Source organism: Pseudomonas sp. DCB_BI (genome assembly GCF_026240995.1).
Lineage (GTDB): Bacteria > Pseudomonadota > Gammaproteobacteria > Pseudomonadales > Pseudomonadaceae > Aquipseudomonas.
In genome coordinates, this window is the sequence record NZ_JAPFCG010000002.1 from 182,195 (window position 1) to 197,396 (window position 15,202).

Below are 15,202 nucleotides of genomic sequence, written 5' to 3' on the forward strand. Positions count from 1 at the left end.
ATAAAATTGAATAATGATGATCAAGTTGTTCTGTTTTGGAGAATATCGTGGAGTTCAGCCAGCTGCGTATCTTCCAGGCGGTCGCCGAGGAGGGTTCCATCACCCGTGCCGCCGAGCGCCTGCATCGGGTACCGTCAAACCTGTCGACGCGCCTGCGCCAGCTTGAAGAACAGCTGGGCGTCGAGCTGTTCCTGCGTGAGCGCCAGCGTTTGCAATTGTCACCGGCAGGCAAGGTGCTGCTGGACTACGCCAACCGTATGTCAGCGCTGCGCGACGAGGCGTTGGCCGCAGTGCGTGGCGGCCAGCCTGCCGGGGATTTCGTGCTGGGGACCATGTACAGCACGGCCGCCACCCACCTGCCGGCGTTGCTGGCGCGTTACCACCAGGCTTACCCGGCAGTGAACCTGCAGGTGCGCGCCGCGCCCAGCGGTGAATTGCTCGAAGGCCTGCTCAACCACAGCCTGGATGCTGCTCTGGTGGACGGCCCGCTCAACCTGGCCGGTCTTGACGGTGTACCGTTGTGCGATGAACAACTGGTGCTGATCACCAGCCCTGAACACCCGCCAGTGCACGGCGCCAAGGATGTGGCGGGCAAGGCGGTGTTCACCTTCCGCCAAGGCTGTTCGTACCGCATGCGCCTGGAGGCCTGGTATGCCCATGCGCACACGCCGATGGGCCGGGTAATGGAAATCGAGTCGTACCAGAGCATGCTGGCGTGCGTGATCGCTGGCGCGGGGGTGGCTATGATGGCCCGGTCGATGCTCGACAGCCTGCCCGGGCGCGATCGGGTAAGGGTGCATCCATTGCAAGCGCCGTTCGATCAGGCGGTCACTTGGCTGATGTGGCGCCAAGGTATGCGCGGGGCAAACTTGCAGGCCTGGATCGACCTGCAACAAAGCGAAACGATTGACCAGTCGTCGGAATGCGCCGCCACGGCTTGATCCGAGTCAAAATGGCCCATATCTGTAAGAGCAGAGGCATGCGTAATACAGGACATCGGGCTATGATCTGTATGAAACATCGCAGGATTGATTTGCCGTGAGGCTGACCCGTCAAGGGGGCATTATGAATAAACCACTGTCAAACTGGCTCCACGACCTGGCCGTCGCCTTGGGGCTGATTCCACCACCCTTGCAGCCGGTGCCGATCCCGACTGATGAAGAGCAGCGCAAGCGCCAATCGCGCCGTCGCTGAGAAAGACCAAAGGCCGCTGCACCTGGGTGGGTGCAGCGGCCTTTTTGTGTGTGCCCCTACAGGTTGTAGATCAGGCCAGTGTCGCCGCGGCCGCCGGCTTGCGCGACAGCAGGCTCACCACCACAAAGCTCACCAGGCCAATGACCAGGCTGTAGTAGATCGGCGTGTTGGCCTCCAGCCCATCCTTGAACATGAACAGCAGCGCGGTGGCAAAGCCCAGCGACATGCTGGCAATTGCACCGGAAGTGGTTGCACGTTTCCAGAAGATGGCGCCAATCAGCGGGATCAGCATGCCGCCGACCAGCAGGTTGTAGGCCAGGGTCAGGGCGTTGATCACATCATTCACCATCAGCGCGATGCCCAGCACCACCAGGCCGGTGAGCAAGGTGAACAGGCGGCTCATGCCCAGGCTCGACTGCTTGCCGCCTCGCAGCTTGGGCAGCAGGTCTTCGGTCACGGTGGTCGAGGCCGCCAGCAGGCCGGCGCTTGCGGTGGACATCATGGCCGCCAGGGCTGCCGCCATCAGCAAACCACGAATGCCATCTGGCAGGGTGGTCTTGATCATCTCGGCGAAGGCATTGTTCGGGTTGGCCAGGTCGGGCATCAGCACGTGTGCTGCCATGCCGATCGCCGCACAGGCCAGGCCGTACAGTACGCAGTACACACCGGCAGTAGTACCGGCACGCTGGCAGACCTTTTCATCGCGGGCAGTGAACACCCGCTGCCAGATGTCCTGGCCAATCAGGATGCCAAAGAAGTAGATCAGGAAGTAGGTGATGATGGTGTCCCAGCCAATGGTGGTCAGCTGGAAGCTGGCCGCCGGCAGTTTGGCCACCAGGGTATCCCAGCCACCGGCCTTGTACAGGCACACCGGCAGCAGGATGAACATCAGGCCGACGGTCTTGATCACGAACTGGACGATGTCGGTCAGGGTCAGCGACCACATCCCGCCGATGGTCGAGTACAGCACCACCACGCCGCCACCGAGCATCAGCGACGCCCAGAACGGCAGGTCCAGCAGTACCTGCAATACGGTGGCCATGGCCAGGGTCGAGGTCACACCGATCATCAGCGCGTAGGCCAGCATGATCACGGCGCTGGCCTGGCGGGCGGTAGGGTTATAGCGCTGCTCGAGCACCTGGGTCACGGTGAAGATACGCAGGCGCAGCAAGGGTTTGGCGAGGAACAGGTTGATGGCGATGATGCCCAGGCCCAAGGCTGCGCACAGCCAGAACCCGGAGATGCCGTGGACGTAGCCCAGGCGCACGGTGCCGACGGTGGAAGCGCCACCGAGCACGGTCGTGGCCATGGTACCCATGTACAGCACCGGGCCAAGGTTGCGCCCGGCTACCAGGTAGTCTTCATGGGTTTTTGCGCGCCGCATGCCATACCAGCCAAGCCCTAGCATGCCGGCGGTGTAGATCATTACAACAATGATGTCCAAGGCCATTGGGGGTCTCCCGATTATCTTTATTATGGCGAGATCGACCACGCGGGCGTCTGCACGGCGCCCGGCGGTCTTTTCTTGTGTTGGCGGGCCTCAGTGGCCCTCCCTCATGGCTCCTGCCGGGGTAGAGCGGTATTAGCGACGCACCACGCCAGGCAGCACGCAGAGCATTTCGAACAGCAGGTTGGCACCCAGCAGCGAGGTGTTGCCGGTGGTGTCGTAAGGTGGGGAGACCTCGACAAGGTCACAGCCGATCAGGTCCAGGCCGTGGCAGCCGCGAATGATCTCCATTGCCTGGATAGTGGTCAAGCCGCCGATTTCCGGGGTACCGGTACCCGGGGCCCAGGCCGGGTCGATGCCGTCGATGTCGAACGACAGGTAGACCGGCCCGCCACCCACTTTTTCCCGCACTTCGGCCATCAACGGCTCCAGCGACTTGTGCCAGCATTCCTCGGCCTGGACCACGCGGAAGCCCTGGCGGCGGCTCCAGTTGAAATCGTCGGCGGTGTAGCCTTGGGCGCGCAGGCCGATCTGCACCACGCGGTCGCAGTCGAGCAGGCCTTCTTCGACGGCGCGGCGGAAGGTGGTGCCGTGGGCGATTTTCTCGCCGAACATGTGGTCGTTGACGTCGGCGTGGGCATCGATGTGCACCAGGCCGATCTTGCCGTGCTTCTTGTGCAGCGCACGCAGGATCGGCAGGGTAATGGTGTGGTCGCCGCCCAGGGTCATCGGGATCACGTTGTGCTCGACGATCTGGTCGTACGCTTCTTCGATGATGCGTACGGCATCCAGCAGGTTGAAGGTGTTGATCGCCACGTCGCCGATGTCGGCCACCGACAGCGAGTCGAACGGCGCAGCCCCGGTAGCCATGTTATACGGACGGATCATCACCGATTCGGCGCGGATCTGCCGTGGGCCGAAGCGGGTGCCGGAGCGCAGGGAGGTGCCGATGTCCAGCGGCACGCCGATGAACGCGGCATCCAGGCCTTCGGCGCTTTGCAGGTGGGGCAGACGGAGCATGGTGGCGATGCCGCCGAAACGCGGCATTTCGTTGCCGCCCAGTGGTTGGTGGAGAGTCTTGTCCACGGTGGGCCTCATCAGTCGGTCGATTGTTCTGTTTGTTCGAACCTGTGCCGCCGCGCGCCTTTCAACTGTGCTTTTGCCGGCGGGCAGGGACATTTCGGCCAAGTCTGCGCAAGGTAGTGCCGGGGAAGAATCGCTACCGACAAATACTTAGTTCAGGAATTTCTGAACTAAAGCCCGGCAGAGCGGTTAGACTGCGCGGCACTACCCTTGTGGAAACGTTGCACCATGGCCTCGACCTTGCCCGACCTGAAACTGCTGCGCATCTTCATCAGCGTTGTGCGCCACCAGGGCTTCGCCAACGCCCAGCGCGAGCTGAACCTGTCGACGTCGGCCATCAGTACCTACATGAGCCAGCTGGAAGGCGCGCTGGGTATCGTGCTGTGCCACCGCGGCCGGGGTGGTTTCAGCCTGACCAGCAAGGGCGAGCTGTTCCACCAGGAAACTCTGCGCCTGCTAGCCGAACTGGATGGTTTCGAGCAATACGCCGCCGCACTCAAGGGCGAGTTGCGCGGCACCCTCAACCTGGGTGTGATCGACTCCACGGTCGGCGATCGAGCCTTGCCGCTGGCCGAGGCCATCGGTGCCTATAGTCAGGAGCACCCGGCGGTGCACTTGCACTTGTCGGTGTCCAGCCCGTACGAACTGCAACTGGGTGTGCAGGACAACCGACTGGACCTGGCGATCGGCGCGTTTTCCTCGCGCATGAGCGGCCTGCTGTACCAGCCGTTGTACCGCGAACAGCACTGGCTGTACTGCAGCAGCCGCCACCCGTTGTATGCCGAACGGCGTATCCCCGAGCAGGTGGTGACCCAGCAGCGCATGGTCGGGCGTGGTTACTGGAGCCAGGCAGAACTGGCCCGGCATGGGTTCAAGCACAGTGCGGCGACCGTGGAGAGTATGGAGGCGCAGTTGATCCTGATCCTGTCCGGCGCCTATATCGGTTACTTGCCCGAGCACTATGCCCAGGCCTGGGTCGACAAGGGCGACCTGCGCGTGCTGTCGCCGTCCACCTTTGGCTACCAGGCGCCGTTCTCGCTGATCATCCGCCGCGGGCGTAGCCGAGAACCGCTGATCCAGACCTTCCGTGACCTGTTGAAAAGCCAGCTTAACGTGGGTTGAGTGGCCCCGTGTTCATGTATTCCGTCGGGCGGCGTTAAATTTCGGCAGAAGCGGACCGCTAACCTGATAGCGCTCTGCTACATATCAACTTGCGCTGATGATTTCCCTTAATTTCATCCTGCAAGGATCGCCCAAGATGCGCATGAACTTGCCCGTCACTGAGCACGAAAGAACCTTCCCCAGCGAACAACGGCTGATATCCACCACCGACCTCAACAGCCGCATCACCTATTGCAACGACGCCTTCGTGGCGATCAGCGGGTTCACCTATGACGAGCTGGTCGGTCAACCGCATAACCTGGTACGCCACCCCGACATGCCGCCGGCGGTGTTCGGCCACATGTGGGAAACCATCAAGCAGGGCAAGCCGTGGATGGGCGTGGTCAAGAACCGGGCGAAGAACGGTGATTATTACTGGGTCAGCGCCTATGTCACGGCGGTCTACGAACAAGGCCGCATCAGCGGCTACGAGTCGGTGCGCTCGGTGCCAACGCGTGAGCAGATCCGCCGCGCCGAGGCGTTGTACGCGCGCTTGCGCGATGGTCGCGCGCCGGTATCGTGGGTAGCCCGCATGGGGCATGGCCTGGGCCACGGCTGGCCACTGATGGGTGCGGGCCTGGTGGCGGCAGCGGGCTACTTGTGGCTACCGCCTTACGCGGCGCTCGGGGTGCTGATGGCCAGCCTGCTGCTGGCCTGGTACCTGGTGGAGCATCGGCAGAACCAGGCCATCCGCCGCACGCTGGCCGAGCACCCCAAGGCCTTCACCAGCCCGCTGGTGGCGCTGACCTACAGCGACAACCCGGGCCTGCAGGGCCAGCTGGATCTGGCCATCATCAGTGAGGAGGCCCGCTTGCAAACGGCCCTGACGCGCCTGGTGGATGCCGGGGTTGGGGTGAAGTCGCGGGCCGCGCAATCCTCCGACCTGTCCGATGCACAGGCGCAGATGCTCGACCGCCAGCGCAGCGAGACCGACCAGTCGGCCACGGCCATCGCACAGATGGCGGCAACCATCCAGCAGGTCACTCACAACGTGCAGAGCACGGCGCATGCCGCAGGAGATGCCGACCAGTTGGCGCAGCAGGGCAGCGAGCTGGCGCTGCAGAGCCTTAAAGCCATGGGCAGCATGAGCGATGCGGTCAACGACATTGGTCAGGCGGTGAATGCCTTGGCTGAGCAGACCCAGTCAATTGGCAGCGTGGTCGACGTGATTACCTCGATTGCCGAACAGACCAACCTGCTGGCGCTCAACGCCGCCATTGAAGCGGCGCGCGCCGGCGAGCAGGGGCGAGGGTTTGCCGTGGTGGCCGATGAGGTACGCTCGCTGGCCCAGCGCACGCGCGCTTCGACCGAGGAAATTCACCAGATCATCGCGTCGTTGCGTGCCGGGGCGGAACGGGCGGTGAGTACTGCCAGCCGTGGTGAGCAGATATCGCGCGACAGCGTGCACAGTGTCGAGGCGGTGCAGGCCGCCTTGGGCGGGATTGCCCAGGCGGTCAGCCGCATCACTGGCATGAGTCAGCAGATGGCCACGGCGTCGGAACAGCAAAGCCATGTGGCCGAGGACATCAACCAGCAGATCGTGCGGATTGCCCAGCTGTGCGATCAGAGTGCCGGGCAGGCCAGGCAAGGGGCGGAGATCAGCCAGGACCTGGAGCGCATGGCAGAGTATCTGCATAGCCTGGCGGAACGGTTCAACCGCTGAAAGCGCTGGGGCCGCCTTGCGGCCCATCCGCTGGCAGAGCGGGCGCAGGTTCTGTGGCAAAATGTCCCCGCCAAGGAGACCCCCATGCCCAGACCCCGTTGCGAGCGCTGCCAGCGCCCGCTCGACCATTGCCTATGCCCGCTGATTCCAGCGCTCGACAGCCGTACCCGAGTGATCCTGTTGCAGCACCCCAGTGAAACCGCTCATGCGCTGAATACTGCCCGGCTGGCCGCCCTTGGCCTGCGTAATGCCGAGCTGCGGGTAGGTGAGGTATTCGATGACCTCGCACAGTTACTGGCTACCCCTGGCTACCGGCCTGCGCTGCTGTTCCCTGGCGACGACGCCCAGGTGCTGACCGCGTATGACGATGGGTGCGACAAGCCGTTGCTGCTGATCGTGCCCGACGGCACCTGGCGCAAGGCGCGCAAGCTGCTGTACCTGAACCCGTTGCTGGAGACCTTGCCGCGGGTCACGCTGGGGCAGGTGGCAGCTTCACGCTATCGCTTGCGCAAGGCGCCGGAAGCGGGAGCGTTGTCGACCATCGAGGCGGTGGTGGGGGCGTTGAACGCGCTGGAGCCGCCGGCCTGTTTCGATACGCTGCTGGCACCGTTCGAGGCCTTGATCGAGGGGCAGATCAGGGCCATGGGCGAGGAGACGTATCAACGTAACCATGGTGACGGATGAGGGGGCAGGGAGGGCCTGTGGGGCAGGCTCACTGCGCGAAGCAGGCAAGTGGCTACAATGCGCGGCCGTGAGACGCAAAAGGGCCGCAAAGCGGCCCCGGTACTCTCAGCCCGATCAACGCATCTCTGGCAAGCGCGCCTCGGTACGTACTTCGGTCGTTGCCAGCGCCTCTGGCGGCAGTGAAATACGCTGCTTGGTCAGCAATTCACCCATGGTCGCCAGCACGCGGTAGCGCGAGAACTCCTCGGTGTAACGCACTTCGGTGTAGCGGCGGTCGGCGTTGTACAGTTCGTTCTCACTGTCCAGCACGTCCAGCAGGGTACGCTGGCCCAGGCCGAACTGGTCTTGGTAGGCCGCGCGCACGCGCTTGGTTGTTTCGGCGTATTCACGCGCAGTCGGCAGCTGCTTGCTGGCGTTGTTCATGGCGTTCCACGCCAGGCTCAGGTTCTCGGTCAGTTCGCGCAGGGCGTTGTTGCGAATATCCAGGGCCTGGTTGATCTTGTGCGCGTCGGACTGCAGGCGAGCCTTGTCACTGCCGCCGCGGAACAGGTTGTAGTTCATCTCGACGCCGGCTTGCCAGTCGTTGTTGTTGTGGCCCTTCTCGCCGCCGGTGTTGTTGTTGGCACCGGTCGCCAGAATGGCATCGAAGCGCGGGTAGAAGGTCGACTTGCCCACTTCGTACTGCTGCTCGGCGGCGTTCACGTCAGCTTGGGCCGACTTGATGTACGGGTTGTTCTGGCGCATGCCGTCGCGTGCTTCGTCGAGGGTGACAGGCACTTCACCCTTGATGGTCTGCGGGCTTTCCAGTTCGTCCGGCGCGCGGCCGATCACGCTGAAGAAGTTGGCCTCGGCATCGGCCAGGTCGACTTCTGCGGTGTCCAGGTTGTTCTCAGCCAGAGCGCGACGGGCGCGGGACTGGTCAAGGTCGGCAGTGCTGCCGACACCACGCTCGTTACGCAGGCCGATCTGGTCATTGACCCGCAAGTGGGCTTGCAGGTTGTTCTTGGCCAGGGTCACCAGCTCACGACGCTTGAGCACTTCCAGGTACACCTCGACCGCTCGCAGGGCCACATCCTGGGCCACTGCTTGGGTGTAGTAGGCGCGAGAGGTGGAGACAGCCTCCGTACGGCCCACTTCATTCGAGGTATTGAAGCCGTCGAAGATCATCTGCCGCAGGCGCAGCTCGGACTGCGTGTAGTTGAGGGTTTCCTTGTTGTGGTTACCTTCAGCACGGGTAGTGGTGTTGTCAGAACGCTGGCGGCCGTAGCCGGCGACCAGGTCCACGGACGGGTAGTAGCCACCACGCGCGAACTTCACGTCTTCGTCGGCCGACAGCTTGCTGTTACGGTTGGAGCTGACTTGTGGGTGGTAGTCCACGGCGCTTTGGACAGCCTCGGTGATCGACATCGCCTGTACGTTGGCACTCGCCAGGGCCAACAGTAATGCACTGGTGATGGGGTTCAAAACGCGCATGGTACATCTCCCTGATCCTGGAATTGATCCTGCTGATCGCCAAAAAAATGACGATAATTTATCGCATATAGTGTTGCAGGTTTTTAACCACACAGCTAAGTACATTCACCGCGATAGATAAGAAGATTTATTCATATCAATGTGCCATGTAATATTTTAATTGTCTAACGCGTTTGTCCAAATAATCATCTGTCGACCCCGCAGAAATCCATTCGATCCAGTGATTGCAAGGGTTTCGTGCGGTTCCAGAACCATTTCAGATAAATAAAAGGGTTGTTAGGCAAATTTGATATTTGGCGACAAAATATTGTCACTTTGGTTTGTGCAGGGTTTTTTGGCGGAGGATGTACAGGCTGACCAGCACGGCACTGGTCAACATGAAGGCACGCGCCCAGAACAGCGGTACCAGGTAGCACGACAGGCCGATGCTGGCCCACATCAGGCCGATGGCGTAGACCTTGCCCCTGAGGGGTATGCCTTCACCACTGAGGTAGTCGCGAATCCATGGCCCGAGCTTGGGGTGATGGACCAGCCAGTGGTGAAAGCGCGGCGAGCTGCGGGCAAAGCAGGCTGCCGCCAGTAGCAGGAACGGGGTGGTGGGCAATACCGGCAGGAATATCCCCAACACCCCCAACGCAACGCTGAGCCAGCCGGTGGCCAGCAGCAGGTAGCGCACAGGCGGCTTAGTGGTGGCGTGGCTTGAGCAACGCCGGCTTTTCGTCAGGAGCGTGCAGCAGCAGGAACAGCGCAGTCAGCGCTTCGGGAATCTGTACGATCATGTCGTCCTGCAGGTTGGCGTTGCTGGCGATGTCGGCGAACTCTGGCTGCTCGTCGAACAGGCCCGAGCCGACCATGATCGGCAGCAGCATCTCGCTGACTTCTTCCTCGGCGTTTTCGAACCACGCCTCTTCACGCAGGAATACGCCTTCCATGAAGCCGATGCACCAGCCGCGCAGGTCGGAATCGTCCGGCTCGTCGCCCAAGTCGAGGTCGCACGGCAGTTCGAATTCGTCGTCGCTGGCCAGTTGGCGGGCGATGTGCGCTTTCAGCGCCACCAGGGTGGCCTCGATTTCGGTGCGCTGGGCTTCGCTGGCGTAGTGCGGCTCTTCGGCGAACAGGGCGTCGATCCACTCCCGCTCGGGCACGTCCTCGGCGTTGATCGACAAGGCAGTGAGGTAGCCGTGGGCGGCGACATAGTCCAGCGCTTCTTCGTGCAGCTCGTCGGCGTCGAGGAAGGCTTGCAGGCGGGTCAGTTGCTCGGCGAAGGACATTACAGGGCTACCTTGGGGAATAAACGATAACGAATTCTAGCACCTTGCAGCGGCAGCGGGGCAAAGGGAACGTCTGTCACCGTGGTGTCCTGCGCAGCGCGGTGCTGCGGTATACTCCGCGATTTTCAATCCAGGGGCAGGTTTTGCCGGCTGCCTGGCAAAAACCGCTTACGCATTTGGCGTGTGCGGGGCGGGTTTTTCGTCCAGCCTGTCCCCAGGATGGTACGGCGATTTGGAGTTGCACATGCTCGAACAGGCTCAGCGCGTTCTCAAGGATATCTTCGGCTACGACAGTTTCCGAGGGCGCCAGGCAGCGATCATCGAATGCGTGGCCAATGGCGGCGATGCCCTGGTACTGATGCCCACCGGTGGCGGCAAGTCGTTGTGTTTTCAGGTGCCGGGGCTGCTGCGCCCGGGCCTGACTGTGGTGGTCTCGCCACTGATCGCGCTGATGGACGACCAGGTCGCCACCCTGGACGAGCTGGGCGTGGCGGCAGCCGCACTGAACTCCACGCTGACCGCAGAGCAGCAGCGCGACCTGGCCGGGCGCCTGCGCCGGGGCGAGGTGAAAATGCTGTACCTGGCGCCGGAGCGCCTGGTGCAGCCGCGCATGCTCGACTTCCTGCGCGACCTCGACATCTCGCTGTTCGCCATCGACGAGGCGCACTGCGTGTCGCAATGGGGCCACGATTTCCGCCCCGAGTACCTGCAATTGGGCCAGCTGGCCGAGCTGTTCCCGCATGTGCCGCGCATCGCCCTGACCGCCACCGCCGACATGCGTACCCGCGAAGAGATCGTCCAGCGCCTGCATCTGCAAGGGGCCGAGCGCTTCCTGTCGAGCTTCGACCGGCCGAACATCTTCTACCGCATCGTGCCCAAGGAAGCGCCGCGCAAGCAGCTGATGGCATTCCTCGGCGAGCGCCGTGGCAACGCCGGCATTGTCTATTGCCTGTCGCGCAAGAAGGTCGATGAAACCGCTGCGTTCCTTTGTGACCAGGGTTTCCCGGCACTGCCGTATCACGCCGGCCTGGCTGCCGAGACACGAGCGGCCAACCAGCACCGCTTCCTCAACGAGGAAGGGCTGATCATGGTCGCCACCATTGCCTTCGGCATGGGCATCGACAAGCCCAACGTGCGCTTCGTTGCCCACCTCGACCTGCCAAAGTCGCTGGAGGCCTATTACCAGGAAACCGGCCGTGCCGGCCGTGATGGCCTGCCATCCGATGCCTGGATGGCCTACGGCCTGCAGGACATGGTGATGCTCAAGCAGATGCTGCAGAACTCGGAAGGCGACGAGCGCCACAAGCGCATCGAACAGCACAAGCTCGACGCCATGCTGGCGCTGTGCGAAGAAACCCGCTGCCGTCGCCAGTCGCTGCTGGCCTACTTCGACGAAACCCTCGAACAACCTTGCGGGCACTGTGACAACTGCGTCGACAACATCCAGACCTGGGACGCTACCGAGCCGGCGCGCCAAGCGCTGTCGGCGGTATTCCGCACCGGCCAGCGCTACGGCGTCGGCCACCTGGTCGATGTGCTGTTGGGTAAGGACACCGAGAAAGTGCGCAATTTTGGGCATGAGAAGCTTTCGGTGTTTGGCGTGGGCAAGGGCATGGCCGAAGCCGAGTGGCGTTCGCTGTTCCGCCAGTTGGTGGCGCGCGGGCTGGTCGATATCGACCTGGAGGGCTACGGCGGCCTGCGCCTGTCCGACAGCTGCCGGCCACTGTTGCGCGGCGAGGTGACCTTGCAACTGCGCCGTGACCTCAAGCCGCAGACAACCGCCAAGGCCTCGTCCTCCGGCGGCGGCAGCCCCGCCAGCCAGCTGGTGCGCGCCGAAGAGCGCGAGCTCTGGGAAGCCCTGCGTACCCTGCGGCGCAAGCTGGCCGAAGAGCACAGTGTGCCGCCCTACGTCATCTTCCCCGACTCGACGCTGCTGGAGATGCTGCGCAGCCAGCCGGTCAGCCTCAGCGACATGGCCCAGGTCAGCGGCGTGGGCGCGCGCAAGCTGGAGCGTTATGGCCAGGCGTTCCTCGAGGTGCTGAACAACAGCGGTGGCACCGAAGAGGCGCCGAAAGTGGTCCTGGACCTGCGCCACGAGCTGGTCAGCCTGGCCCGGGCCGGCATGACCCCGGCACAGATCGCCGGGCAGCTCAACTGCAGCGAGAAGAACGTGTACAGCCTGCTGGCCGAGGCGCTGGGGCGACAGGAGTTGAGCCTGGACCAGGCCCTCGACCTGCCGGAAGACCTGCTGATGGAAGTGCAGGATGCCTTCCTCGATGGCGAAGGCGAGTTGCCCCCGGTGTCGACGATTGCCCCGCTGTTTGGCGCACGGGTGCCTGAAGGCGTGCTGTATTGCGTCCGCGCGGCGCTGGCGGCGGAGTTCGAGCTGTAGGCATCGGCAGGATCGAAGGCAAAAGCGCCATCTGCTGACCTTTGTCATGCTTTTTGACGATTATCGAACACGCAAGCGTGCCCGAGCCTTGCCTCGTGGGGCCGGGCATGGTTAGCTGCCTAATAATTAGATCTACTCAATGAGTTGCTTATGCCCCTGACCGACAACCAACACCGCTTCGGCATGCAGCTGGCCCAGATGTCCCGGGGCTGGCGTGCCGAGCTGGACCGCCGCCTGGCCGGGCTCAACCTGTCCCAGGCGCGCTGGCTGGTGTTGCTGCACCTGGCCCGCTTCGAAGAAGCCCCCACCCAGCGTGAGCTGGCCCAGAGCGTGGGCGTCGAAGGCCCGACCCTGGCGCGGCTGCTGGACAGCCTCGAAGCACAAGGCCTGGTGCGCCGGCAGGCGGTGGTGGAAGACCGGCGGGCCAAGAAGATCTTGCTGTGCCCGCCGGCCAAGCCGCTGATCGAGCAGATCGAAACCATCGCCAACCAGCTACGGGTGGAGCTGTTCAACGGCGTGGATGAGGCTGACCTGCAGGTGTGCATGCGGGTGCATGCCAAGATCCTCGCCAACCTCGAAAAATCCTGAAATAGCCCGAACGTTACCGGAGCAGTGCACGTTTCAGAAGGTATGCCCCAGGTTCAGGTATACCGCCTGCTCATGCGCACTGTTGGTGCCATAGCTGAAGTTCAGTGGCCCCAACGGTGTCTCCAGCCCCAGGAAGATGCTCGCTGCATTGATGTAGCCGCTGTCGAACTCGTTGTCGTTGTTCCACGCGCGCCCACGTTCCAGCGACCCGCCAATGTACAGCGGGAAGTCCAGCGGCACGTAGGCCCGCGGCGTCAGCCGGCGGTAGTAGACCATGCGCATCAGGCTCACGTTCTGGCCCGACACCGAGTCCTGGCGGAAGCCTGACAGCTCGCGCGCGCCGCCCATCACGAAGCTCGACGTCACCACTTCGGTATCGTCCAGCGTGCGCCCATACCGCCCGCCCAGCACGAAGGTGTTGGGCCCGCTGCTGATGGCCTTGTCCAGGTTGAACAGCCACTGCCGGTAATCCTGGTCGGAGTCCAGTGACTTGTCGTACTTGCGCAAAGTCAGGCCAATGTCCTCACCGCTGTGCGGAAAATACACGTTGTCGAGCGTGTCGAACGAATACTTGAGTTCATAGAAACCTTCGTTGAAGCTGACCTTGGGCAGGTCCTGGTCGCCAATGCGTACCTCGGCCTCGCCCCATGCCTTGCCCACGCCCAGGCGCACTTCACCGTTGGTGCCAATCTGCCGCCCGAGGTTAAGGCCAAAGCCATAGCGCTCGAGGCGGTACTCGGCGACGGGGTCGTTGTCCAGGGTGGCCTCGATGTTCTGTGAGCTGAAGTCCAGGTACGGCGCGATGAAGTACCGCGAGCCCACGTCCAGCGGCTGGTAAAACTCGCTGTACAGCTCTTGCTGGTCGCCGATCTGGCCACGGGTCAGCCACTCGGCACCCAGGCTGTTGATGCCGTTGACCCGGTAGCTGGCGCCCAGGTTGAAGGCGCTGTCGCCGCGCAGGTCGTCCGACAGGTTCAGGCCTAGACGCAGGTAGTCGGTGCCGCCGCGTCGACCGCGGGCGTTGATGACCAAGGTGTTGTCGTCGCCTTTGTGCACCACGCGGTACTGCACCCGGTCGAAGTAGTCCAGGCCGTACAGCGTGCCCATGTCGGTTTGCAGGCGGTCCAGCTCCAGCGGTGCGTCGATCGGCTGACGGATGTATGAGCGGATCACGTCGTCGCTGACCTTGGAGTCGTTCTCGATCCTGATCGCGGTGATCGTTGGCGTGCGCTGGCGTGGCGAACGGGCCACGGCCAGGCTGCTGTCGCCCTCAGGGTGGCGCAGGGCGGCGAGGCGAGGCTCGAGCAGGCGGGTGGCGCGGTAGCCGGCGTCGATCATGTCCCGCGCGCGGCCGAAGTCGGTTACGCCAAAGGCGGCCAGTGGCGGCTGGATGAGGATGTCGTCGCGGTGCAGGCTGGCCAGTTGTTCTTCCGAATTGCGTCGGGTCATCAGGGTGATCGACTGGTTGAGCACATCGACTACGGTCAGCAATTGCTTGCGGTCCCGCAATGGGGTGCCGATATCGACCACGATGGCCAGGTCCACACCCATTTCACGGGCGACATCGACCGGTATGTTGTCGACCATGCCGCCGTCCACCAGCAGGCGGCCATCCAGTTCGACCGGGGCGAATACCGCCGGAATCGACATGCTGGCGCGGATGACCTGGGGCAGGTGACCACGGCGGAACACCACCTTTTCGCCACTGGCGATGTCGGTGGCCACCGCGCGGAAAGGGATGGGCAGTTTGTCGAAATCCCGGGTGTCGGCGGTGTGCGCCAGCTTGCTTTCCAGCAGCAGTGACAGGTTCTGGCCCTGGATCACGCCCAGCGGCAGGCCCAGGCTGCCATCATCGCGAAAGCTGAGCTTCTGCTTGACCAGGAAATCGCGGTCATCCTGCTTGCGTCGGAACGGTACGTCCTTGCGCGGCGGGGCATCGGACAGTGCCTGTTGCCAGTCGAGTGTGGTGGCGAGCTTTTCCAGTTCCTCGACACTGTAGCCCGAGGCATAGAGCCCGCCGACCACCGCGCCCATGCTGGTGCCGGCAATCGCATCGATGCGTACGCCTTGTTCTTCGAGGGCCTTGAGCACGCCGATGTGGGCCAGGCCACGGGCGGCGCCACCGGATAGAACCAGGCCGACCTTGGGCCTGGCCGGTTCGGCGGCGCTTGCTGCGAGCGAGGTGAGGGTGAACAGGAAACAGAACAGCAAACGGCGCATCGTGAGTCTCAAACCGTGGGCTAAAG

General features: G+C 63.1%; 13 protein-coding genes. 7 read left to right on the plus strand and 6 right to left on the minus strand.

The genetic code is table 11. The annotated features are described in order from the left end of the window. The first annotated feature begins 47 nt into the window (after window positions 1-47). Window positions 48-941, plus strand: a complete 894-nt coding sequence (ptrR, locus tag OO258_RS03140) for a putrescine utilization regulator PtrR (RefSeq protein ID WP_110743692.1) — start codon at window positions 48-50, stop codon at window positions 939-941. A 124-nt stretch (window positions 942-1,065) separates the two neighbouring features. Next, window positions 1,066-1,194, plus strand: a complete 129-nt coding sequence (locus tag OO258_RS03145) for a PA1414 family protein (RefSeq protein ID WP_256122388.1) — start codon at window positions 1,066-1,068, stop codon at window positions 1,192-1,194. Between the two features lie 70 nt (window positions 1,195-1,264). On the opposite strand, the gene OO258_RS03150 is transcribed toward OO258_RS03145, so the two are convergent. Together OO258_RS03150 and speB are read right to left on the minus strand one after the other, a co-directional pair. Further along, window positions 1,265-2,644, minus strand: coding sequence for a sodium:solute symporter (locus OO258_RS03150; RefSeq protein WP_266028832.1), 1,380 nt, complete (start codon window positions 2,642-2,644; stop codon window positions 1,265-1,267). 132 nt (window positions 2,645-2,776) lie between these two features. Continuing rightward, window positions 2,777-3,727, minus strand: coding sequence for an agmatinase (gene speB, locus OO258_RS03155; protein ID WP_110743690.1), 951 nt, complete (start codon window positions 3,725-3,727; stop codon window positions 2,777-2,779). 225 nt (window positions 3,728-3,952) lie between these two features. Between speB and OO258_RS03160 the strand changes: the two genes are divergently transcribed. The 3 genes from OO258_RS03160 (at window position 3,953) to OO258_RS03170 (ending at window position 7,232) form a co-directional block, all read left to right on the plus strand. Then, window positions 3,953-4,846: a LysR family transcriptional regulator gene (locus tag OO258_RS03160; protein ID WP_003254585.1), complete on the plus strand. Its 894-nt coding sequence runs from the start codon at window positions 3,953-3,955 to the stop codon at window positions 4,844-4,846. Window positions 4,847-4,982: 136 nt separating this feature from the next. After that, window positions 4,983-6,548: a methyl-accepting chemotaxis protein gene (locus OO258_RS03165; RefSeq protein WP_266028833.1), complete on the plus strand. Its 1,566-nt coding sequence runs from the start codon at window positions 4,983-4,985 to the stop codon at window positions 6,546-6,548. Between the two features lie 84 nt (window positions 6,549-6,632). Continuing rightward, window positions 6,633-7,232 (plus strand): tRNA-uridine aminocarboxypropyltransferase, encoded by a 600-nt coding sequence (locus tag OO258_RS03170; protein WP_266028834.1) that lies wholly within the window; start codon window positions 6,633-6,635, stop codon window positions 7,230-7,232. 114 nt (window positions 7,233-7,346) lie between these two features. Here the strand turns inward: OO258_RS03170 and OO258_RS03175 are convergent, their stop codons facing one another. The 3 genes from OO258_RS03175 to OO258_RS03185 form a co-directional block, all read right to left on the minus strand. Further along, on the minus strand, window positions 7,347-8,705 hold the full coding sequence (locus tag OO258_RS03175; RefSeq protein WP_266028835.1) for a TolC family outer membrane protein: 1,359 nt from the start codon (window positions 8,703-8,705) through the stop codon (window positions 7,347-7,349). A gap of 310 nt (window positions 8,706-9,015) precedes the next feature. Continuing rightward, window positions 9,016-9,381, minus strand: coding sequence for a YbaN family protein (locus OO258_RS03180; RefSeq protein ID WP_266028836.1), 366 nt, complete (start codon window positions 9,379-9,381; stop codon window positions 9,016-9,018). A gap of 7 nt (window positions 9,382-9,388) precedes the next feature. After that, a complete protein-coding gene (locus tag OO258_RS03185; protein WP_110743685.1) occupies window positions 9,389-9,976 on the minus strand; it encodes a YecA family protein in 588 nt (195 codons plus the stop codon). Window positions 9,977-10,220: 244 nt separating this feature from the next. Between OO258_RS03185 and recQ the strand changes: the two genes are divergently transcribed. Together recQ and OO258_RS03195 are read left to right on the plus strand one after the other, a co-directional pair. Next, on the plus strand, window positions 10,221-12,368 hold the full coding sequence (recQ, locus tag OO258_RS03190) for a DNA helicase RecQ (RefSeq protein WP_266028837.1): 2,148 nt from the start codon (window positions 10,221-10,223) through the stop codon (window positions 12,366-12,368). A gap of 150 nt (window positions 12,369-12,518) precedes the next feature. After that, a complete protein-coding gene (locus tag OO258_RS03195; RefSeq protein ID WP_110743683.1) occupies window positions 12,519-12,956 on the plus strand; it encodes a MarR family transcriptional regulator in 438 nt (145 codons plus the stop codon). Between the two features lie 33 nt (window positions 12,957-12,989). Here the strand turns inward: OO258_RS03195 and OO258_RS03200 are convergent, their stop codons facing one another. Further along, window positions 12,990-15,176: a patatin-like phospholipase family protein gene (locus OO258_RS03200; RefSeq protein WP_266028838.1), complete on the minus strand. Its 2,187-nt coding sequence runs from the start codon at window positions 15,174-15,176 to the stop codon at window positions 12,990-12,992. Between the last annotated feature and the right edge of the window lie 26 nt (window positions 15,177-15,202).